Genomic DNA, 21,093 nt, shown 5'->3' on the forward strand with positions numbered 1-21,093 from the left:
TTCGCGAGTCCACGGGTCTCGGCTATTGTGGGGGCGTCTGCGTTGAAGGGTTTTGCGATTGGTCGGTGAAAAAGATCTGGAGGCTGCGCTCAATCTCGTCCGGGCTGATGCCGCGGGACCGATCGCGGGCGTTTTTGGTCCAGCCTCGGTAAGCTGGCGGATCGATCGGGAAGCCGTGATTTTTCTCGGCGCCGGCCGCGCACTGCTGCTTCAGCTGGCGCATCCCTGGGTCGCGGCCGCCATCGCCGAGCACTCCCGGACCCTGGTCGATCCGATCGGCCGCTTCCATCGCACGTTCGACATCATGTTCGCCATGGTGTTCGGCTCGCTCGACAGGGCGCTTCTGTCGGCGCGGCAACTGCATCGGCGCCATACCATGATCGTTGGACACATGCCCGATGCGGTCGGTCCGTTCGCGGCGGGCTCGAAGTACTGCGCCAACGACGTTCCAGCGCTGCGCTGGGTTCATGCGACGCTGACCGAGACCGCGCTGATGGCGCACGATCTGGTTCTGCCGCCGCTCTCGATGGAGGAGCGCGAGCGTTACTGGACCGAGAGCAGGATGTACGGCGCTCTGTTTGGGCTGATGCCGGATGATCTCCCGGCAGACTGGTCCGGCTTCGCAGCCTATTGCGAAGCGATGGCGCAGTCGGACACGCTGACTGTCAGTGCGGCGGCGCGCGAGGTCGCGACGCAGATTCTCGGCGGCGCGCGTCCGTGGCTGCGGCCGCCGCGATGGTATCGCGCGCTCACTGCGGGCATGCTGCCGGAGCGATTGCGCGCGGGCTTCGGCCTTGCGCCCGACGAGCGGGACGCCAGAGCCGCAGACAACGCGCTGCGGTGGATACGGCGCGTCTACCCGAGATTGCCCGATCGGCTGCGCTATGTCGGTCCCTATCAGGAAGCGCAGGCGCGGCTGAATGGCAGGACGGAGCCCGATTGGATGACCCGCTGTCTCAATCGCGCCTGGATCGGCCGACCGCAAATGGATGAGCGCGGCAGGGGGTGAGGTCCTCCGTCGGTGCCACAAACACCGTCATTGCCAATGACGGAAAATGTGGAAGCGCCTCGCGCGCCTCACGCCGACGCCAGCTTCCGATACAGCGCGCTGTAGCTGCCGGCCGAGATGCTCCAGGAGAACGACCGCGCCATCGCGCTGCGGCGCATGGAGTCGAGGCGGTCCTGCGTCATGAACGTCGAGAATGCCCGGCGGACGCCGCCGAGGAAGGACTCATATGAGGGCTGCGAGAACAGGAAGCCGGTCTCGCCGTCGGTGATGGTCTCCGCCAGCCCGCCGGTCTGGTGGCCGATCGGCAGCGAGCCGAAGCGCTGAGCGTACATCTGGCTGAGCCCGCACGGCTCGAAGCGCGACGGCATCAGAATGAAATCGCTGCCGGCGAAGATCCGCCGCGCTTGGGCCTCATTGAAGCCGATGACGACACCGATGGCGTCCGGGCGGCGGCGATGCGCCGCGACGAGCGCCTGCTCGAGCGCGGGCTCGCCGGAGCCGGTGACCACGATCTGCCCGCCGGCATCGATGATCTCGTCGGCCGCCGACAGCACGAGGTCGATGCCCTTCTGGTGCACCAGCCGCGCGACGATGCCGAACATCGGCCCGCGCGACACCGCGAGCCCGAACTGCTTGCGCACGTAGTCCGCATTGGCCTTCTTGCCGACCCAGTCGCCGGCGCCGAATTGCTGGGCGAGCTGTGCGCAGGAACGCGGGTCCCAGGACTCGTCGATGCCGTTCAGGATGCCGGTGAGCTCGGCCGCATCGGAGCGCAGTCGCAGCAGGCCTTCCAGGCCGCAGCCGAATTCAGGGGTGGTGATCTCCCGCGCATAGGTGCCGCTGACGGTGGTGAGGTGCGAGGCATAGACGAGCCCGGCCTTGAGGAAGGAGAGCTGGTCGTAGAATTCGATGCCATCGATATGGAAGGAACTCTCCGGTGCGCCGATGCGCCGCAGCGTATCCCTCGGGAAGAGCCCCTGATAGGCGAGGTTGTGGATGGTCAGGATCGACGGGATCCCGGCGCCCCGCCAGGCGAGATAAGCCGGCACCAGCGAGGCCTGCCAGTCATTGGCATGGACCAGGTCTGCTGCCCAATCCTTGTCCAGCCTGCCTGCGGCCAGCTCAGCGGCTGCCGACGCAAAGCGCGCGAAGCGGATGTCGTTGTCCGGCCAGTCGCGCCCGGTCTCGTCGCCGTAAGGGTTGCCCGGACGGTCGTAGAGCTGTGAGCACAACAGCACGTAGACCGGCAGACCGTCCTTGGTGGAGGCCCGGCCGAGCGAGCAGGCCGGCATTTCCGCGAATGCCGGACAGCGGCCAACGATCTGAATATGCGTGAGTTGTTCGATGATGTCGCGATAGCCGGGCAGCATGATCCGGATATCGGCGAAGGGGCGAAGGGCTCTGGGGAGCGCAGCCGAAACGGCGCCAAGTCCGCCTACGCGGACGAAGTCGTCCATCTCGGTGGTGACGAACAAGACCCTCAAGAATGATGCCCTTTTCCGAGCCCGTTTGCTGCTATGCAAGAACGGGTCCAGTTACCCAGCATTCCTAAGCCCGCCCGGAAAGACGCGTCCGCTCGGTAAAGACTTTCCTACCGGGCCGCCGCCATCTAGGGTCGGCGCATCAACCAAGAAGAACACCCGTTGTTCCTAAGGGGGACTCCAAGGATGCAGCTAGCAGATCAACATGAGGGGACGACGACAAAGGCCTTCGCCGGCCTGCGGGTCCTGGATTTTTCGACGACGATCGCCGGTCCCCACTGCGCCCGGATGCTCGCCGACATGGGCGCCGAGGTGATCAAGATCGAGACTGACGGCGGCGAGATGATGCGCTCCCGGCCGCCGCTGCGCAAGGGCTGCAGCACCGTGTTCGGCCAGCTCAACGTCGGCAAGAAGAGCATCGTGCTCGATCTGAAGTCGGAGGACGGCAAGGAGGCGGTGCGCCGGCTGGCTGCGACCGCCGACATCCTGGTCGAGAACTTCCGGCCAGGCGTGATGCGTCGCCTGCGGCTCGACTACGACAAGCTGCGCCCGGTCAATCCCAAGCTGATCTACTGCTCGATCTCCGGCTACGGCCAGAGTGGCCCGTCGGCTGAGCTGCCGGCCTATGCGCCGGTGATCCATGCGGCGTCGGGCTATGACATGGCGCATCTCGCCTACCAGCCCGGCCGCCACCGTCCCGACTATTGCGGCATCTACCATGCCGACGTCGTCACCGGCACCTACGGCTTCGGCGCGATCGCCGCGGCGCTGTATCAGCGCACGGTCACCGGCCTCGGCCAGCACATCGACGTCTCCATGCTGGAATCGATGCTGACATTGACGGTGATCGAGTTGCAGAGCTCGCAGTTCGCCGTGAAGCCGCCGCCGCGTCCGATGTTCGGCCCGACCGAGACGGCGAACGGCTACGTCATGATCACCGTCGCCAGCGAGAAGACATTTCAGGCGCTGATGGGCGTGATCGGCCAGCCCGAGTGGATATTGGACGCGCGCTTCTCCACCTACGGCGCACGGCGCGACAACTGGGCTGACATGATGGACGGCGTCGAGACGTGGTCGCGGCAGCTCCCGACGGACGCGTGCCTCGCTGCGCTCGCGGAGGCGGGCGTGCCTGCTTCGGCCTACCGCACGGTGGCCGAGGCGCTGCGCGATCCGCAGCTCAAGCATCGCCAGGCACTGTCTGTTGTGCAGGACGAAGGCGGCTCCTTTCAGGTCCTCAACCTGCCGTTCCGGATGTCGGGCGCTGACACCACGCCGGGCAAGACGATGGCCGTGCTCGGCGAACACACGCGCGCGTTGTGCGAGGAGATTGGTCTTGCCGATGCTGCGGCAATTCCGTCAGGCAAAACGGCGGCACAAGGTTGAAGATCGTCATCGTGGTTGCACGCGATGCAGCTTTGCGCGCGGCCTGCTTGCCATCGTCCGGCGGCGTAAACTAAGACAGGTCTGAATTTGTCTCGCTGGTCCGGCCGTGGCATGCTGGCGGCGACAACAAGAAACATGCGGGAGACGCCCATGAAGAGTTTCAAGGTTGCCGATTTCAAGGCGCCGCTGAAGGAGTTCGATCAACCGACGCCGGAGCCGCAGGGCACGCAGGTGCTGATCAAGGTGAAGGCGGCCGGCGTCTGCCACAGCGACCTGCATATCTGGGAAGGCGGCTACGATCTCGGCCACGGCCGCAAGCCGTTGTCGCTCAAAGACCGCGGCATCAACCTGCCGCTGACCATGGGCCACGAGACGGTGGGCGAGGTGATCGCCTTCGGACCGGACGTGAAGCCGACCGATCAGGGCGATCTCAAGCTCGGCGATGTCGGCCTCGTCTATCCCTGGATCGGCTGCGGCAAATGCGCGACCTGTCTTGCGGGCGACGAGAACATGTGCCTGACGCCGCGCTCGCTCGGCGTCTATTGCGACGGCGGTTATGCCGACCACATGCTGGTGCCGCATCCGCGCTATCTGCTCAATCTCAAAGGGCTCGATCCCGCGACGACCGCGCCTTACGCCTGCTCGGGCGTCACCACTTACAGCGCGCTGAAGAAGGTCGAGCAGCATTTCGATACGCCGATCGTGATGTTCGGCGCCGGCGGACTCGGCCTGATGGCGCTGTCGCTCTTGAAGGCGATGGGCGGCAAGGGCGCGATCATGGTCGACATCGACGCGAGGAAGCGCGAGGCGGCGGAGAAGGCCGGCGCGCTCGCCACCGTCGATCCCAAGGCGGGCGATGCGCTGGAGCAGCTCGGCAAAAAGGCAGGCGGTCCGATCCGCGCCGTGATCGACCTCGTCGGCAATGCCGCGACGACGCAGCTCGGTTTCGACTGCCTGACCAAGGGCGGCAAGCTCATCATCGTCGGCCTGTTCGGCGGCGGTGCGACCTGGGCGCTGCCGCTGATCCCGATCAAGGCGGTGACGATCCAGGGCAGCTATGTCGGAAACCTGCGCGAGACGCAGGAACTGCTCGATCTCGTCCGCACCAAGAAGGTGCCGCCGATCCCGGTGACGCCGCTGCCGCTGGCTAAGGCCAATGACGCGTTGCTGCAATTGCAGCAGGGCGCGGTGGTCGGCCGGACGGTGCTGACGCCGTAGTGAACGCTCCATCCTTCGTCATTGCGAGCGAAGCGAAGCAATCCAGAAATCCATCCGCGTAAACGATCTGGATTGCTTCGTCGCTTCAGCGCAAATTGCTCTGCAATTTTGTCGCCAGCTCCTCGCAATGACGAGGCCTTTCTTTTCTTCGCTTGGGAACCCTCAATGTCCGCAAACAACGCCTTCCACATTGCCGTGCTCGCCGGTGACGGCATCGGTCCCGAGGTCATGGCGCCGGCGATCGAGGTGCTGCGCAAGATCGAGCAGAAGTCCGGCTTGAGCTTTCGCTTCACCGATGCGCCGGCCGGCGCCAACAACTATCTCGCGACCGGCAAGTCGATGCCGGAGTCCACGATCAAACTCTGCGAGGAGGCAGATGCGATTCTGCTCGGGGCCTGCGGCCTGCCGTCGGTTCGCTACCCTGACAACACCGAGATCGCGCCGCAGATCGAGCTGCGCTTCATCTTCGATCTCTATGCCGGCGTGCGTCCGGCGCGGCTCATTCCGGGCGTGCCGAGCCCGATCGTCGGCGCCGATCAGCGCGGCATCGACCTCGTCGTGATCCGGGAGTCGACCGAGGGCCTGTTCGCCTCGATGGGCAAGGGCGTCGTCACGCATGAGGACGCGCGCGAGACCATGGTGATCACGCGCAAGACCTCCGAACGCCTGTTCGAGTTTTCGTTCCGCCTCGCCGAGCGGCGCAAGGCGCGCGGCAAGCGCGGGGCGCTCGCCTGCGTCGACAAGGCGAACGTGTTCAAGGCATTCGCCTTCTTTCGCGGCATCTTCGACGAGATCGCCAAGAATCATCCGGAGGTGAAGACCGACCGCCTCTATGTCGATGCCTGTTCGGCGATGCTGGTGAAGCGTCCCTGGGATTTCGACGTGATGGTGATGGAGAACATGTTCGGCGACATCGTCTCCGACATCACCGCGAGTCTGATCGGCGGCCTCGGCATGGCGCCGTCGGCAGATATCGGCGACCGCTACGCGGTGTTTCAACCCTGCCACGGCACCGCTCCCGACATCATGGGGCAGGGCAAGGCCAATCCCACCGGCATGATCTTGTCGGCCGCGATGATGCTGGACTGGCTCGCCGACAAGCACGGCCTGGAGAGCGCGGCCGAGGCCGGCGAGAAGATCGAGCACGCAGTTGACCAAGTCTATGCCGGCGGCATCAAGCCGATGGAGTTCGGCGGCAGCAACGGCACCGCCGACATCGCGAAAGCGGTACTCGCTGCGCTCTGAAAAACAACTGAAGAGCGGCGCCACACCTCTCCCCGCAAGCGGGGCGAGGGAGCGTACCGTCGATGCGGCCACAACCCGACACAAAGAAAAAAGGGGCCCAAGAGGCCCCTTCGTCATTCACCAGCGGTGCCAGCGGTGGCCCAGCCCCACGGACGCGGTCCGTAGAAGCGTCGCGGACCGCCGTAGAAGCCATAGGCGCCATAATAGTTCGGACGCCACCAGCAACGGCCCCAGGGGTTACACACCCAGCGCACCTGATCGATGTCCGCGGCCGGACCGCTTGCGAGTCGATCGGCCTGCGGAATGCCGTTCGGCATCGCCGCCAGGGCCTGCCCTGACGCCAGCGCAGCACCGCCCATGGCAGCCAGACCAAGAACAGCAAACTTGAGTTTCATCGCAATCTCCCTCTCGTTGTGGCGAAAGAACATTTGGGAGATCAGTTAGTTGCTGTGCAGCGCGAGGCAGCGAGGAATTTAATCTTCGTGAATGCCGGTTCAGCTTCACCGTCCCTGGAACTGCGGCTTGCGCTTCTCCATGAAGGCTTGTCGGCCCTCGCGGAAATCCGCAGAGTCCATGCAGGCGTTGCCGATCGCCTTGATCGCCTCCATGTCGCGCTGGCTTTCGTCCTTCAGCACCTGTGCAATGGTGATCCTTGCGGCCTTGATCGCGAGCGGCGCGTTGCCGGAAATCGTTTCCGCGATCAACATGGTCTCGCCCCAGAGCTGATCGTCCGGGATCATCCGCTCGATCAGCCCGATGCGCAGCGCTTCCGTCGCATCGATGCGCATGCCCGTGTACATCAGAAGTCGCGCCCAGGACGGGCCGACCAGTGACACCAGATTCCGCAAACCGTCATAGCCATAGGCGATGCCGAGCTTTGCCGCGGGAATGCCGAACTGGCTGCTGTGCGCGGCGATGCGGATGTCGGCGAGCATCGCGACCTGCATGCCGCCACCGAGACAGAAGCCCTGGATACAGGCGATCGTCGGCTTGGGATAGTCGGCGAGCAGCGCGCGCTGGGCGGCGCTGCGCCTAGAGTATTCCTCGGACGCCGCGGCGTTGTGGCGGGTCTTCTCGAACTGGCTGATGTCGGCGCCCGAGACGAACGCCTTGCCGCCGGCCCCGCGCAGGATCACGACGCGCACTGCATCGTCGTCGCGCAAGCTCGTCAGCGCCTCGCCAAAGCCCTCCCACATCTCCAGCGACATCGCATTGCGCTTGTCGGGATTGTTGAAGGTGATCACGCCGACGCCGTCGGCGGCGTGCTTGAGGATCTTGCCGTCGGCGTAGGCGACTTCAGTCGTGTTGGATTGGTCCGGCATCGCGCACCCGCTTCTCGTTGAGGAGCGCAATGTGCGGCTGACGCGATGTCAGGGTCAACCGCGGCAAGGCGATGAGCTTTGCATCCGCCTGTGCCGCGATTGCATGCCTGGTGAGCCGTCCTACTGTGCCATGTGCGCGGTCAGCGGATGGTTGGCGGCATTGCTGAAGAACGCCGCCTCTTCGGCGGTTGCCTCAAGCAACTGTTCGTCCTGGTTATAGATGTCGTTGCGGAACTGGATGGTCTGGTCCTTGGTCATCCACGCTGTCAGGTAGATCCAGGCCACCGGCACCTTCTTCGCCATGGCGACCTCCTGATGCTGCCCGGTAGCGATCTCCGCGTCGATCGCGGCGCGGCTCCACTTCGGCTGATCCTTCAGCAGCCAGGCGGCGAGATCGCGCACATTGTCGACGCGCGAGCAGCCGTGGGAGTCGAAGCGGTAGTCGTCGCTGAACAGGTTGCGCTGGTTGGTGTCGTGCATGTAGACCGAATAGGCGTTCGGCATGTCGATCTTGACTGCGCCGAGCGCGTTCCACGTGCCGTTCTGCTGCCGCACCGTGAAATTCGGCGTGTGAGTGCCCGACCAGTCGACCGAATGCGGATCGATCGGATTGTCGTGGCCATCGAGCACCTCCATGTGCATGCGCGACAGGTAGCTCGGATCTTTACGCATATGCGCGGAGATTTCGGTCTTGGCGATCGAGGAGGGCACCGTCCAGGTCGGATTGAGGACAACGCTGCTGATCGACGCGGTGAGCGTCGGCGACGGTTTTTCGGTCTTGCCGACGATCACGCGATAGCGCCGCACCACGACGTCGTTCTCGACCGCTTCGGCAAAGGCTGCGGGGATGTTGACGACGACGTAGCGCTGGCCGAAGGCGAAGTTGATGTTCTCGAGCCGCTCGAGCGAAGCCTCCAACTGGCGGATGCGCTTCTGCACGGGCACGTTCATGGCCGCGATCGTGCGCGGCGTCATCGTTCCGGTCGAGGCGAGGCCGTGGCGCACCTGGAAGCGCTTCACGGCGTCGGCAAGATCCTGGTCGAAGGCGCCGCTCGTTTTGTCGGCGGCGAGGTCGCCGGAGACGATCAGCCGCTTACGCAGCAGATCATCGTTGGCGCCCTGGACGCCAAGCGCGAATTTCGCATCTGCAGGGATCGTCGGCCAGCCGCCACGGACCGCGAGATCGGAATAGCTCAGCGCGGCGTCCTTGATCCGCTGCGCAGTGCCTTCGTCATAGGTCGGCTCGTGCGTCAGCGCGAGCGCCGCGGCCGAGCGGCTCTCCGGCGTCGAGGCGGATGTCGATGCGGCAGCTTTCGGCGCGGGCGCGTGGGCCGGATTGGCGGCCGCAGGCACCGTGCCGGGGCTCGCAGGCCTCGGGCCGGCCTGACCGGTCGTCTCCGTTTGCGCCAGCGCCGGGGCGCTCGCGAACAGGCCAAGGGCAACGATCACGGCGTGGCGCTTCAACATGTGTCTGGTCTTCCCCATGAGAACGAGGCCCGGAGGGGCGCTCGCGAGATAGTGCAGATCCGCCGCACCGTACCGGCCGATGCTCCGGATGGCGAAGCTACCGGGAGGCTAGGGCATGCGGGTTGCGGTCCGATTAAGCGTGCGCAGCGCGGGCCCGCTGCGTTCGGGGCCCCCGATTAGGTCGCGGCAGAGCCCGACTCGGTTCGCGAAAACTGCGAGTGCAATGGCAGGCGGAATGCCGGAAAAAGAAAAAGGGCGGTCAGGCCGCCCCGAAAAAGCGGAGCCTGCGCGTCACGCGCAAGCCAGGGTCTCGTTCAATCCGGCCGCGCCCCCGCGCGCGGCGGATTGAACATCGGCTCTGATGGCCAGACCTGGTCGATCTCAGCCTTCGTTTGCCGCGATCGATTCCATCAGCGAGACGAGCTGACGCTGCACCGTCTGGTCCTTGATCTTGCTGTAGGCGCGCAGCAGCCGCAGGCTGAAGGCGCTGTCGAGGAAGAGCAGGCTCTCGACCTCGCGCGCCTTGTTGTCGCCGTCGTAGAAGAAGGTGACGGGCACATCAAGGGCGCCGGCGATCTGCTGAAGCCGAGCCGCGCCGACGCGGTTGACGCCCTTCTCGTACTTTTGGACCTGCTGGAAGCTGACGCCGAGCTTTTCGCCCAGTTCGGCCTGCGAGATCTTCATCTCGACACGCCGCAGACGAATCCGTTTGCCAAGCTCGATGTCCGGCTTGCCAGCGCTGCGCTGCTTCATTCTCTTTGCCGCTGCTTTCATAGTGTTCTCACCGTTCTTCGGTTGAAAATCCCCCGAAGAGCTGGGTCAGGGGTTCGCCCATATACAAGTCCTTGAATTCATGCGGATGCACGAACTCGTCCTTAAACCACGGGAAGCGTGCCGGATTGAAAGCTTCGATCAGCCAGTCAATCATGTGCCGCACTCTCGGGATTCGGCCGCTACCGGGGTGGTAGGACAACCAGATATCCAGCGGTCTGTTCAGCGCGACCTCCAGTGGAGTCAACTTCCCGCCAAGCGCAATGGCGTAGCTCGGGAATACGCCGATTCCGGCGCCGTTCGCGACAGCCCAATAGTTGGCGCTTGAGACGTTGGTCTTCATGACCAGAAGGTCACGTTCAGGAACGCCCGGGAAGAAGCTCTCAAAAGTTTCCTTGGCGGCGATCTGATCGGCGAATTGCAGCACCAGGCGGTGCTTGATCAATTCCGCCGCCGTCTGCGGCGCGCCATGTTTCTCGACGTATTGCTTCGCGGCCCAGAACATCAGATGCATGCGGCCGAGCCGCACCAGCTTGATATCGAGCGCGGAGGGGCGCGACAGATGGATGGCGACGTCGGCCTCGTGGCGCGAGACGTCGGCCGAACGCATCGCGCAATGCAGGTCGACGAGGATCTTCGGATAGGTTTGCTGGAATTCGACCAGGCGCGGGGCGAGCCAGAATGTCCCGAGCCCTTCGGTGACGGCGACCCGCACTTCGCCCGACAGAGCATTGGCCTTCGAATCACTGGCGCGCAGAACGTCGAAGGTCGCCGCCTCCATTCGCTCGACGGCGGAGACCACCAGCGCGCCTTCGTCGGTCAGATGCGTGCCGTGGACGTCGCGGGTGAACAGGGTGATGCCGGTCTGGCGCTCGAAATCGTCGATTCGCCGGCGGACGGCGTTGATCGACAACGAAAGTCGTTCGGCCGCCGAGCGGAAACTGCCGCAACGGACAACTTCAAGGAATATCCGGGCTGCATCCCAATCCGAGAGGCCGCCGAGATTTGCTTTTTGGCGTTCCTCCAGAGGAACGCCCCTTTCCGCCAAGAGGTGCATACAAGTCCTTCCGGCCCGCTAAACTGGCAGAATCTTAAGCAAACCACAACCACGGCGGGTTGCGGGGTGGCGACTTTTAAACGCCATCGTTATTGTGCCGTGAGTGGTATTTGAGTGCGCTCGGGGTTGGGAATCGGGCAGGCTGTTGTCCGGAAGAGGGGTGTCGCGTGCGTTCCGTTGCGAGCCTTGGGATGGCTGCGAGGAGAGCGGATTCCATCCGGAAGGGCGGCCACTGCGCCGCGACCGGTCCGGCGTCGCGATACTGGTTCGATTTTCGCCCATCACATGGCGGGGTGCTCTGGACGGAACCCCGGTTTCAGGCCTGGAACGCGCTGAATTCGTGTTCGAAGGCGCGGAATCCCCGTGCTATCCTCACCCTGGTATGGGGGGCCGAGGGGAACGTTGCCATCGCTTCTCGCAGGCCGAACGAACGGAAAGAACGCCGGTGTCGCATTTAGATGAACAATTGCAGTCGGTGCTGGAAACGCTCGACGAATGCCGCAAGGTCCTCAACCAGAGCAACAGCCGGGAGACGGCCGAATTGCTCTCGATCGTCATCCTCGATTTGCGGATGAGACTCAAAGGAATTGACAATGCCGACCTTCGGGCATTGTGCGACGAAATGGTGCGGAGCGCTGCAAGCGAACCGCCGCCGCCTTCCAAGCAGACGCAGGACCAGCCCCGGCGTCCGCTGCTCCGCGTGGTGAAATAACCCGCGCCGCCCAGTCTCGTTTTTGCGAGATTTGTGTGCGTCCCGATGCCGCACCTGTGATCACAGACGGCATCGGGAGGAGCCTGGTTTTCCTGCGCCTCGGTTGCGCATTCCCCGGCATCGGCTACACCTGAGCCGTCCGGCCCCGGCCTCGCGCAGTCCTCGCGCGCTGCGCCCCGAGGGCTGAAATGGCTCTGACTGCATCATGCAAAATGTTTCGATCCCGGCGGCGCTGATAGCCGGCCTCGTCAGCTTTCTCTCCCCTTGCGTTCTGCCCCTGGTTCCGCCCTATCTGATCTACCTGACCGGCGCCACGATCGAGCATGTCGAGAGCGAGGAGCCGGCATCGGCCTCCAAGCGCGCGGTCATGATGTCGGCGCTGCTGTTCGTGCTGGGCTTCTCCACGATCTTCGTCGCGCTCGGCGCCAGCGCCTCGCTGGTCGGCGGGCTGATCCGGGCCTGGTCGGCCGAGCTCTCGATCCTCGCCGGCGTGGTCATCATCGTGATGGGTCTGCACTTCCTCGGATTGACCCGCATCGGCTTCTTGATGCGCGAAGGCCGGCTGCCGATTCCCAAGCCCGTCGGGCTCTGGGGCGCCTATGTCATGGGGCTCGCCTTCGCCTTCGGCTGGACGCCCTGCATCGGCCCGATCCTCGCCGCGATCCTCTCCATCGCCGCGGCCGAGGCGACGGTGACCAAGGGCGCGGGCCTGCTCGCGGTCTATTCCGCAGGCCTCGGCATTCCCTTCCTGATCGCCGCCTTGATGATCGAGCAGTTCTCGAAACTGTTCGCGCGCATGAAGCGGCAGCTCGTCAATGTCGAGCGCGCCATGGGGGTGTTGATGGTGATCACCGGCATCGCGTTCCTCACCGGTGCGGTCTCGAACATGAGCATCTGGCTGCTCGAGACGTTTCCCGTGCTGCAGACCTTCGGCTAGCGCCGGATCAGACGCTTGCCGATCGCGCACGTGCCAGCCTCAAGCCTGCGCGATCTTCCTTCCGGCGTCTGATGGCCGTGCGGAGAACGGGTCCTGATAGAGCCAGGCGAGGTTCTCGCAGAAGCGCTCCAGGCTGGTGTCGCGAATGAGCTGATTGCGCAGGAGCGCGTGGACCCCGGCCGGATGGTAGACGTGATCGCCGAGTTCCCGGGCCTGAAGCTGGACCCGCGCGGTGCGCAGCAGCCGGGCATTTCGGTATCGCTCCAGGGCGTGGGCGACGTCGCCTTCCGTGTCGTCGAGTTCTTCGGCAAGGCATACCGCATCCTCCAGCGCCATGCAGGCGCCTTGCGCAAAATATTGCAGCATCGGATGCGCGGCGTCGCCCAGGAGGACGATGCGGCCGTCGATCCAGCGATAGGTCGGATCCCGGTCGCAGGTCACCCACGCCTTCCAGTCCCTTCCGTGATGAATGATCGCCTTGGCGCGGGGGTGCACGTCGCGAAACCCTTCAAGGACCTCCTCATGGGTCACGGGCCTGGCCGCGAAAGCCTCCACCGGGTCGTTGTGGCAGGTGATCGCCAGATTGAACACCTTCCAGCCCGACAGCGGGTAATGCACCAGGTGGCACTTGGCGCCGGCCCACAGCGTCGCCGCGTTCCAGCGCAGATCCTCCGGCATCTGCTCGGTCGGGATGACCGACCGATAAGTGGTGTGCCCGGCGATCCGCGGCGCGCCGTCGGCGACCATCTGCTGGCGAATGCGGGAGCGGAGCCCGTCAGCACCGATCAGTAGACACCCGGTGACGCGCTCGCCGGACTTGAGCAGGGCCGTGGCTCGTGCGCCGCTCTGCTCAAAGCCGACGACGTCGCAGTCGGTCCTCAAGGTGACATTGGGATGTTCCTCGCAGGCGCGGACGAAGATGCCGTGAAGGTCGCCGCGATGGACCACCGCATAGGGATTGCCGAAGCGGCGGCGGAAATAGCTGGTCAGATCGATATTGGTGATCTCTTCCGCCGAGATCGCATCCATCAGCCGGAGCTGGTCGATGAAGACGGCGATCGACCGCGCGGCATCGCCGAGCTCCAGGCGATCGAAGGCGTGAAATGCGTTGGGACCGAGCTGTATGCCGGCGCCGATCTCCTGGTAGCGCGACGCGCGCTCGAGGACCGTGACCTGGAACCCCTTCCGCGCCAGCGCGATTGCGGCTGCAAGCCCGCCAATGCCGCCGCCTGCGATGATGATGGGATGCTGTCGCATGGCCTCTCCTCGGTCGTTTCCCTATTTTCGTGATGTCTTGCCGCGCTGCTGGCTCGTCCTGGCTTTCGCCTCTGGCCGCTCGTCGCGGGCTTCCTTCGACCGCGCCGGCGGTGGGACCTTGATCAATCCGGCTTCGACTTCCTGCTCGAGCCGGTCGATGTTCTTGTAGAGTTCGACCAGCACGCGCTTGAGCTCTGCCGCTTCCTTGGCGGACATGCTGCCGGTCGCGACCTCTTCATAATAGGCGGCGAGCGGCATCAGCCGCGCCGCCAGCTCGGCGCCCTTGGGCGTCAGGACGACCTGGAGACTGCGCTGGTCGTTCTCGGGCCGGTCGCGTGTCAAAAGGCCCGCGCGGCTCATCTCCGCGACGATGCGCGACAGGGTGGACACATCGGCCGAGGTCAGCTCGGCGATCTCTCCGAGCCGCAACGGATGGCCTTGCTCCGACAGAGCGGCGAGCACGCGGTACATCGGAAGCGTCAAGTTCTCGTGACGGATCACGCGCGCGAAGAGGTCGCCCATGCGCACGCCGAGCCGGGCGAGCAGATAGGGAAGCGAATTCGAAAATCGATACATGGGCTTGGGTCCTGACGGGAGATCTCCGCCCGGAATAAGCGCCAACCTTCGCATGCACAATATTTGCATATCAATCATTTGCAAATGCAACTTTCTCATTGACAAGTATTTGCGCCCGATGCTTTGCTTTGTCAACGCCGAAAGCAAAGCCGAAGGAACGACGTCATGCAGGGCAAGATTGCGCTCGAAGAGCATTTCGCGATGGAGGGCACCGTCCAGGACAGCGCGGGATTTGCCCCGGCCGAGGACTGGATCGAGCTGAAGGCGCGGCTGCTCGACATCCACGACCGCCGGCTCGCGGAGATGGACGCCCACGGCATCGAGATGATGCTGCTGTCGCTGAATGCGCCGGCGGTCCAGGCGATTGCCGACCGCAACCGTGCGATCGATCTGTCGCGCCGTGCCAACGATTTTCTCGCCGAGCAGGTCGCAAGGCGGCCTGACCGCTTCCAGGGCCTCGCCGCGCTGCCGATGCAGGATCCTGACGCGGCTGCGCGCGAGCTCGATCGTTGCGTCAGTGACCTGGGATTCCGCGGCGCGCTCGTCAACGGCTTCAGCGAGCTCGCCGGTACGGATCACGCCATCTATTACGATCGCAAGGAGTTCTGGCCGTTCTGGTCGGAGGTCGAGCGTCTCGGCGTTCCCTTTTATCTGCACCCACGCAATCCGCTTGCGAAGGACGCGGCCATCTACGAGGGCCATCGCTGGCTGCTGGGCCCGACCTGGGCGTTCGGACAGGAGACCGCGGTGCATGCCTTGCGCCTGATGGGCTCCGGCCTGTTCGACGCCTACCCGCGGCTGCAGATCATCCTCGGCCACATGGGGGAGGGGCTGCCTTACTCGATGTGGCGCGTCGACAACCACAACAAGTGGATGCGGACCCAGAATGCTTATCCGGCGCGGCGCAAGATCGCCGACTATTTTCGTGAAAATTTCTACATCACCACGTCCGGCAACTTCCGCACCCAGGCGCTGATCGACGCAATGCTCGAGATCGGCGCCGATCGCATCCTCTTCTCCGCCGACTGGCCGTTCGAGAACATCGACCACGCCGCCGACTGGTTCGACGCCGCGACGATCTCCGAAGGCGACCGCCTCAAGATCGGCTGCGACAACGCGCGCGCCCTGTTCGGGCTCGGCGACGCATCAATCCAATCTGCCGCAGAGCAGAAGATGTCATCAATTTCAATGGAGGAAACCCGTGAGCATCTCGTCCGAAATCGACGTGCATGATGAATTGTCCGGCGCTTCGATCGGCCCGTTCCACAAGCTGCTCGGCATCCTCATCACACTCATCACGCTGTTCGACGGCTATGACACCTTCAATCCGGCCTATGTCATCCACTACGTGGTTCAGCCCTGGGGGCTCGCACCAAGCCAGGCGGGGTTTCTGGTGAGCTCGGGTCTCGTCGGATTCCTGTTCGGCGCGATCGGTCACGGCAGCGTCGCCGACCGCTTCGGCCGTCGCGGCACGCTGCTCGCGGGTTTGTGGATCGTCAACGTCTTCACCTTGCTGACCGCGATGTTGGCGAGCGACTTCTGGAGCTACTGTGCCTTGCGCTTCGTCACCGGGGTTGGCCTCGGCGTGTTGCTGCCGTTAGGGACGACTTTCATCAACGAGCTCGCGCCGAAGCGCGTCAGCAACACCTTCTCGCTGTGGGGCGTGACGCTGGGCTGGTCGCTCGGAGGTGTCGCCGCCGGTCTCGTCGGCGTGTTCCTGACGCCGCAGCACGGCTGGCAAATCCTCTATTACGTCGGCGCGCTCTCGATCCCGCTGACCTTCGTCGCCCACGCCATTCTGCCGGAAAGCCCGCGCTTCCTGGCGGCCCGGTCGCGTGTCCCTGAATTGCGCGCGTTGCTCGCGCGCCTGCGGCCGGAGCGGGCGGCGGTCTATCAGACTGCGACGTTCGCCTCAGTCGACGGCACGCTCCCGCAGAGCACCATCGGTGCCTTGCTCAGCCCGCGCTATCGCCGTGTCTCCCTGACCATCTGGATCACGGCGTTCCTCAGCCTGTTCGCGATCTTCGGTCTCACGGGTTGGATTCCGACGGTCATGCTGAAGCGCGGCGAGACCTTTGCAGCCTCTTTCGGCTTCGGCGCCCTGATGCAGGCGATGTCCTTCATCGGCGGCCTGACGCTCGCGATGCTGGCCGACCGCAATTTTGCGCTGACGCCCCGATATCTTGCGACATGGTGGATGAGTGGCGGGATTGCCGTGCTGGCGCTCGTCTTCGTCAGCGGCCATGGCGTCAATCTCGCGATCGTCGCCGTTGCGGGTTTCTGCATCATCGGCGCGCAGCACGTCCTCAACAATTTCACGGCCGGCTCATACGAGACCTGCTTCCGCGCCAGCGGCGTGGGGATGGAATTGGGCATCGGCCGGGTCGGAGCGATCCTGGGTCCCTACGTCATCGGGCTCTTGCAGCAGGTCACCGGCGGTCCCGACGCCGTGTTCTGGGCGATCGGCGGCGCGTCCATCGTCGGCGCGCTGGCGATCGGATCGCTGGGCCTCGCCGCGGCCAATCGTCTGCCGAGCGCCGATGTTGCGCCAGCCGAGGGATGATGGTCACGCCGATCAGCAGCAACGCGCTGCACACCTACAGCAACGAGACTTCACCAGAGGAGATCTGACATGCCGACATCCGCCCGCTCCGTCGCGTCTGCGAACTCGCCAGATGCCTGGGTACTTCTGTTTGCACGCGCTGCGATCGCACCGCTGTTTCTCTACAGCGGCATCGGGAAGGTGATGGCATTCGCCGTGACTGCCGGTCGACTTCCCGGCGGCGCCGACGGATTTGGCGTCGTCCTTGCCGCAGGCGCAGTTGCGGTCGAGCTCGGATGCGGCGCGGCCCTGCTCCTCGGCCTGTTCGCACGCCAGGCGGCGATGGTCCTGTTCCCGTTTACGATCGCCGCCACGCTGATGTTTCACAATTTCTGGGCCGCGCCGGAGGCGCAAGTCGTGATGCAGACCGTCAACTTCCTGAAGAATCTCGGCCTGCTCGGGGCTCTTGCGATGATCGCGACCTACGGGCCGGGCGCCTTTGCCGTGCAGACGGCCATCAAGCTCGGTCCAAAAGGTGCGCCTGGACTCTCCTGATCTCCGAGGATGTGCGTGCGAATGGTGATGATCCGCTTTTCCCTTCAGTCCGCCTACCGCGCCTCGTCCAGCGTGCAACTGATGGTGTAGACGACGCCGCGCGGCAAGAAGTCGACGGTTGCCTCGCCGCCGAGCTGGTCGCGCGCGCTGCGCTCGATCAGGCGCGAGCCGAAACCGCGCTGCACCGGCGCCGTCACCGGCGGGCCGCCGGCTTCGGTCCAGATCAGGCGGAGCTGCGGTTTCGGCGTGTAGGAGGTCACCTCCCAGTCGAGCGTCACCCTGCCGGTCTCGTTGGACAGCGCGCCGTATTTTGCGGCGTTGGTGGCGATCTCGTGCACGATCATCGACAACACCACGGCAAGCCGCGGCGACAGCGGCACCGCGGGGCCGGCCATCCGGATGCGTCCGGGACTGGTGAGCAGGAAGGGCTGCAGCGCGCGGTCGAGCACGTCCTTCAGCTCCGAGCCCTGCCATTTCTCCTGGCTGAGCAGATTGTGCGCTTCGGCGAGCGCGCCAAGACGACCCTCGAACTTCGTCCGCTCGTCCCGGCTCGCGCTGCGGAAAGTCTGCACCGCGATCGCCTGCATCAGCGCCAGCGTATTCTTGACGCGATGGTTGAGCTCCTCGATCAGGAGGTTATGCAGCATCTCGGCGCGCGCGATCGCGGTCGCCATGCGCACCGCGAAGGTGAGGCCGATCAGGAGCAGCACGCCGCCGATCAGGCCGGTGATCGCAATGTTGCGCCAGAGCGGCGCGATCAGCGAGCTCTCCGCGACGCCGGCGGCGACCGTCCATCCGGTCAGCCGCGAGCGCGCATAGGCGGCCGCGAGCGCGACACCGTCGAGCGAGATCGTCGGAAGAGTGGCTTCGCTCGCGCGAAACATCACGTTGTAGAGCGAGGGTGAGGCCTGCTTGCCGAACGTCTCCGCCGGGTTGGGCGCGCGCGCGAACACGATGCCCTTGGTGTCGAGAAGCGAAACCGTCCACTCATCGTCGGGCCGTTGCTGCTCGACAAGCTGCTGGAAGACATCGATCGGCGGGCTGAACGAGAGCGTATAGACGACCTCGCCATTGCGTAGCACGGGCACTTCGACCGTCACGATCGGGCGCTTCTTGGCCGAGCCGATGAACAGATCGGAATATTGCGGCGTCTTGCTCGCAAAGACCCGCTCGACGATCTCGTGATTGTTGCGCGGCGGCAGGCTCGCCGTGTCGGTCGTCAGGGTCGAGAAGATCTGGCGTCCGGACCTGTCGGCCACGAGCAGGACGCTGTCTCCGCCGTACTGCGTGATGAAGCCGTCGGCCAGGCGCCTGAAGCTGTCGAAGTCGCCGCTCCGCAAGGAGTCGCTGAGCGCGAGCACCTGCAATCCGCCGGTCATCCGCTGCACCTCGGAGTCGAGCACGAGGCGCATGCTTCGGACCGTCTCAAACACCCGGCGCGTCGCATCACTGCGATCCTGCTGGTAGTTGTAGTAGGCGAGGCCGACGGCAAAGACGATCAGCGGCAGCGTCGTTCCCGCGACCAGGAGAGCGAGCCGGACCGGCAGGGTGAGCTTAGACAAACGCAGATACCCTAGCTCCGGCGCGACGGCGCCGAATGGGCGGAGCATAAAGCAGCGCTGCGATTGTGCCACCCCGCATTTTGATCGCGTGGACGACGCTCAAGTTGCACTGCAAAAGCGCCGGTCGACGACTCGACTGCGACGCCGTGATTCAACATGCCAGACCGACATGGCCTATAGTGGATTCCGGTCCGCCAATTGCGGCCAACTCGCGACTCGCGGCTGACAAGCCCAATCCGGATTTGGGAGAGACCCGCCAATGAAGCATTGGATCCACCGGCTGCCAGGATTGGAGGCGCTTCGTCGGTATGAGGCAGCGTGGTTTCCGCACGATATCTTCGCCGGGATTGTCCTGGCGACAATGCTGGTTCCGGTTGGAATCGCCTATGCGGTGGCATCTGGCCTGCCCGGCATTTACGGTCTTTACGCAACGATCGTGCCGCTGCTGGTCTACGCGTTGTTCGGCCCAAGCCGCATACTCGTCCTGGGCCCGGACTCGGCTCTTGTGGGGATCATCCTGGGCGTCGTCACTCCGCTGGCTGGCGGCGATCCCCTGCGGGCCGCAACGCTTGCGGGCATGATGGCGATCGTTTCGGGGATCGTGTGCATCCTAGCGGGTCTTTCGCGCCTGGGCTTTGTCACCGAGCTTCTCTCCAAGCCGATCCGCTACGGTTATATGAACGGAATAGCGCTGACCGTCTTGATCAGCCAACTGCCAACACTCTTCGGCTTCTCCATCGAGGGCGAAGGGCCCCTGCGAAAACTAGGGGCAATCGGCGGTGCCATCCTCGAAGGACGGACAAACTGGGTCGCGCTCGGGGTTGGGCTGGCCACATTGGCCGTGATCCTGCTTCTCAAGAACAGCAAGCGACTCCCGGGCATCCTGATCGCGGTTGTCGGTGCAACGGTCGTTGTCGGTGCGTTGGATCTCGGAGCGGCTTACGGTTTGAAGGTCGTGGGTCCTCTTCCTCAGGGGCTGCCGGCGTTCGTCGTTCCCTGGATCGGCTACGGCGATGTGGTCCCGGTGCTGATCGGCGGTTGCGCGATCGCGCTGGTGTCGTTTGCCGATACGAGTGTGCTGTCACGTGCCTATGCCGCGAGATTGGGAGCGCGGGCCGATCCGAACCAGGAACTGGTGGGACTTGGTGCCGCCAATCTGGCGACCGGTTTCTTTCAGGGCTTTGCGATCAGCAGCAGCAGCTCGCGTACGCCCGTTGCGGAAGCTGCCGGCGCTCGAACCCAACTCACCAGCGTCGTTGGCGCGCTTGCCATCGCTGCGCTGCTGCTCGTCGCGCCGAATCTCCTTCGGCATTTGCCCAGCGCGGCATTGGCCGCCGTGGTCATTGCCGCCGCGATCGGCCTCGTCGAGATCGCGGACCTCAAACGAATCTATCGCATTCAGCGCTGGGAATTCTGGTTGGCGGTTGTCTGCTTTGTCGGCGTCGCAGTGCTCGGGGTGATTCCGGGAATAGGTCTGGCGATTGCAATCGCCATCGTCGAGTTTCTCTGGGATGGCTGGCGTCCTCACTCCGCGGTATTGGGACGCGCCGAAGGCGTCAAAGGCTATCACGACATCAAGAGATACCCGGATGCGCGCCGTATCCCCGGGCTGGTCCTGTTTCGGTGGGATGCGCCGCTGTTCTTCGCCAACGCTGAATTCTTCAAGGAACGTGTCCTGGATGCGGTCGCGACATCGCCAACACAAGTACGCTGGCTGGTCGTCGCGGCGGAGCCGGTGACCAGTGTGGACGTCACGGCCTGCGATGTCGTTGCCGAACTGGATCAGGCACTGCACGCGCAGGGCATAGAGTTGTGCTTTGCCGAACTGAAGGATCCGGTCAAGGACAAGCTGAAGAAGTTCGGCTTGTTCGCGCAGCTTGGCGAAAGCTACTTCTTTCCAACCATCGGGGTCGCCGTCTCTCGTTATCTCGCGATCAACAATGTGACGTGGGACGACTGGGAGGACCGAACCGACGGCTAGGCAATTTGCCGTGTTTGG

Annotated in this window: 18 protein-coding genes and 1 pseudogene; 10 read left to right on the forward strand and 9 right to left on the reverse strand. The window is 64.4% G+C overall.

All coding sequences use genetic code 11. From position 1 onward, the window contains the following. The first annotated feature begins 58 nt into the window (after positions 1-58). A complete protein-coding gene (locus tag K289_RS0103535) occupies positions 59-1,009 on the forward strand; it encodes an oxygenase MpaB family protein (RefSeq protein ID WP_027550210.1) in 951 nt (316 codons plus the stop codon). Between the two features lie 68 nt (positions 1,010-1,077). On the opposite strand, the gene glgA is transcribed toward K289_RS0103535, so the two are convergent. Further along, a complete protein-coding gene (gene glgA, locus K289_RS0103540) occupies positions 1,078-2,544 on the reverse strand; it encodes a glycogen synthase GlgA (RefSeq protein WP_371260784.1) in 1,467 nt (488 codons plus the stop codon). A 132-nt stretch (positions 2,545-2,676) separates the two neighbouring features. Here glgA and K289_RS0103545 point away from each other — a divergent pair, with 132 nt between their 5' ends. From K289_RS0103545 to K289_RS0103555, 3 genes are all read left to right on the forward strand, one after another. Further along, entirely contained in the window at positions 2,677-3,873 is a 1,197-nt protein-coding gene (locus K289_RS0103545) for a CaiB/BaiF CoA-transferase family protein (RefSeq protein WP_027550212.1), read from the forward strand. Between the two features lie 150 nt (positions 3,874-4,023). Beyond that, positions 4,024-5,091 carry an alcohol dehydrogenase gene (locus K289_RS0103550; protein WP_027550213.1) on the forward strand — a complete coding sequence of 356 codons (1,068 nt, stop codon included), beginning with the start codon at positions 4,024-4,026 and terminating at the stop codon, positions 5,089-5,091. A gap of 165 nt (positions 5,092-5,256) precedes the next feature. Beyond that, positions 5,257-6,336 carry an isocitrate/isopropylmalate dehydrogenase family protein gene (locus K289_RS0103555; RefSeq protein ID WP_027550214.1) on the forward strand — a complete coding sequence of 360 codons (1,080 nt, stop codon included), beginning with the start codon at positions 5,257-5,259 and terminating at the stop codon, positions 6,334-6,336. Positions 6,337-6,453: 117 nt separating this feature from the next. Here the strand turns inward: K289_RS0103555 and K289_RS43840 are convergent. The 5 genes and pseudogenes from K289_RS43840 to K289_RS0103580 form a co-directional block, all read right to left on the reverse strand. Then, positions 6,454-6,731: pseudogene (locus K289_RS43840) on the reverse strand (hypothetical protein). 105 nt (positions 6,732-6,836) lie between these two features. Continuing rightward, the gene (locus tag K289_RS0103565; RefSeq protein ID WP_027550215.1) at positions 6,837-7,658 is read right to left on the reverse strand and encodes an enoyl-CoA hydratase; all 822 of its coding nucleotides are present in this window, start codon (positions 7,656-7,658) and stop codon (positions 6,837-6,839) included. A 120-nt stretch (positions 7,659-7,778) separates the two neighbouring features. Further along, positions 7,779-9,125, reverse strand: coding sequence for a murein L,D-transpeptidase (locus tag K289_RS0103570; protein WP_027550216.1), 1,347 nt, complete (start codon positions 9,123-9,125; stop codon positions 7,779-7,781). A gap of 381 nt (positions 9,126-9,506) precedes the next feature. Beyond that, positions 9,507-9,878 carry a helix-turn-helix domain-containing protein gene (locus tag K289_RS0103575; protein ID WP_027550217.1) on the reverse strand — a complete coding sequence of 124 codons (372 nt, stop codon included), beginning with the start codon at positions 9,876-9,878 and terminating at the stop codon, positions 9,507-9,509. A gap of 28 nt (positions 9,879-9,906) precedes the next feature. Beyond that, positions 9,907-10,953 (reverse strand): LysR family transcriptional regulator, encoded by a 1,047-nt coding sequence (locus tag K289_RS0103580; RefSeq protein WP_027550218.1) that lies wholly within the window; start codon positions 10,951-10,953, stop codon positions 9,907-9,909. Positions 10,954-11,113: 160 nt separating this feature from the next. Here K289_RS0103580 and K289_RS52150 point away from each other — a divergent pair, with 160 nt between their 5' ends. Continuing rightward, complete coding sequence (locus K289_RS52150; RefSeq protein WP_245283840.1) at positions 11,114-11,665, forward strand: hypothetical protein; 552 nt, start codon at positions 11,114-11,116, stop codon at positions 11,663-11,665. A 205-nt stretch (positions 11,666-11,870) separates the two neighbouring features. Beyond that, positions 11,871-12,602: a cytochrome c biogenesis CcdA family protein gene (locus tag K289_RS0103590; protein WP_082908102.1), complete on the forward strand. Its 732-nt coding sequence runs from the start codon at positions 11,871-11,873 to the stop codon at positions 12,600-12,602. A 39-nt stretch (positions 12,603-12,641) separates the two neighbouring features. Here the strand turns inward: K289_RS0103590 and K289_RS0103595 are convergent, their stop codons facing one another. Both K289_RS0103595 and K289_RS43845 read right to left on the reverse strand, forming a co-directional pair. Next, positions 12,642-13,859 carry a 3-hydroxybenzoate 6-monooxygenase gene (locus tag K289_RS0103595; RefSeq protein ID WP_027550221.1) on the reverse strand — a complete coding sequence of 406 codons (1,218 nt, stop codon included), beginning with the start codon at positions 13,857-13,859 and terminating at the stop codon, positions 12,642-12,644. A 21-nt stretch (positions 13,860-13,880) separates the two neighbouring features. Continuing rightward, positions 13,881-14,435: a MarR family winged helix-turn-helix transcriptional regulator gene (locus tag K289_RS43845; RefSeq protein WP_051310481.1), complete on the reverse strand. Its 555-nt coding sequence runs from the start codon at positions 14,433-14,435 to the stop codon at positions 13,881-13,883. 165 nt (positions 14,436-14,600) lie between these two features. Between K289_RS43845 and K289_RS0103605 the strand changes: the two genes are divergently transcribed. The 3 genes from K289_RS0103605 (at position 14,601) to K289_RS43850 (ending at position 17,532) form a co-directional block, all read left to right on the forward strand. Further along, complete coding sequence (locus tag K289_RS0103605) at positions 14,601-15,668, forward strand: amidohydrolase family protein (RefSeq protein WP_027550222.1); 1,068 nt, start codon at positions 14,601-14,603, stop codon at positions 15,666-15,668. After that, on the forward strand, positions 15,637-16,998 hold the full coding sequence (locus K289_RS0103610) for an MFS transporter (protein ID WP_027550223.1): 1,362 nt from the start codon (positions 15,637-15,639) through the stop codon (positions 16,996-16,998). Before K289_RS0103605 ends, K289_RS0103610 begins: the two co-directional genes overlap by 32 nt. Positions 16,999-17,067: 69 nt before the next feature. Then, a complete protein-coding gene (locus K289_RS43850; protein WP_051310482.1) occupies positions 17,068-17,532 on the forward strand; it encodes a DoxX family protein in 465 nt (154 codons plus the stop codon). Between the two features lie 53 nt (positions 17,533-17,585). Here the strand turns inward: K289_RS43850 and K289_RS0103620 are convergent, their stop codons facing one another. After that, a complete protein-coding gene (locus K289_RS0103620) occupies positions 17,586-19,094 on the reverse strand; it encodes a sensor histidine kinase (protein ID WP_027550224.1) in 1,509 nt (502 codons plus the stop codon). A 259-nt stretch (positions 19,095-19,353) separates the two neighbouring features. Here K289_RS0103620 and K289_RS0103625 point away from each other — a divergent pair, with 259 nt between their 5' ends. Continuing rightward, positions 19,354-21,075 (forward strand): SulP family inorganic anion transporter, encoded by a 1,722-nt coding sequence (locus tag K289_RS0103625; RefSeq protein WP_027550225.1) that lies wholly within the window; start codon positions 19,354-19,356, stop codon positions 21,073-21,075. The last annotated feature ends 18 nt before the right edge of the window (positions 21,076-21,093 follow it).

It is taken from the genome of Bradyrhizobium sp. Cp5.3, from assembly GCF_000426265.1.
GTDB lineage: Bacteria > Pseudomonadota > Alphaproteobacteria > Rhizobiales > Xanthobacteraceae > Bradyrhizobium > Bradyrhizobium neotropicale.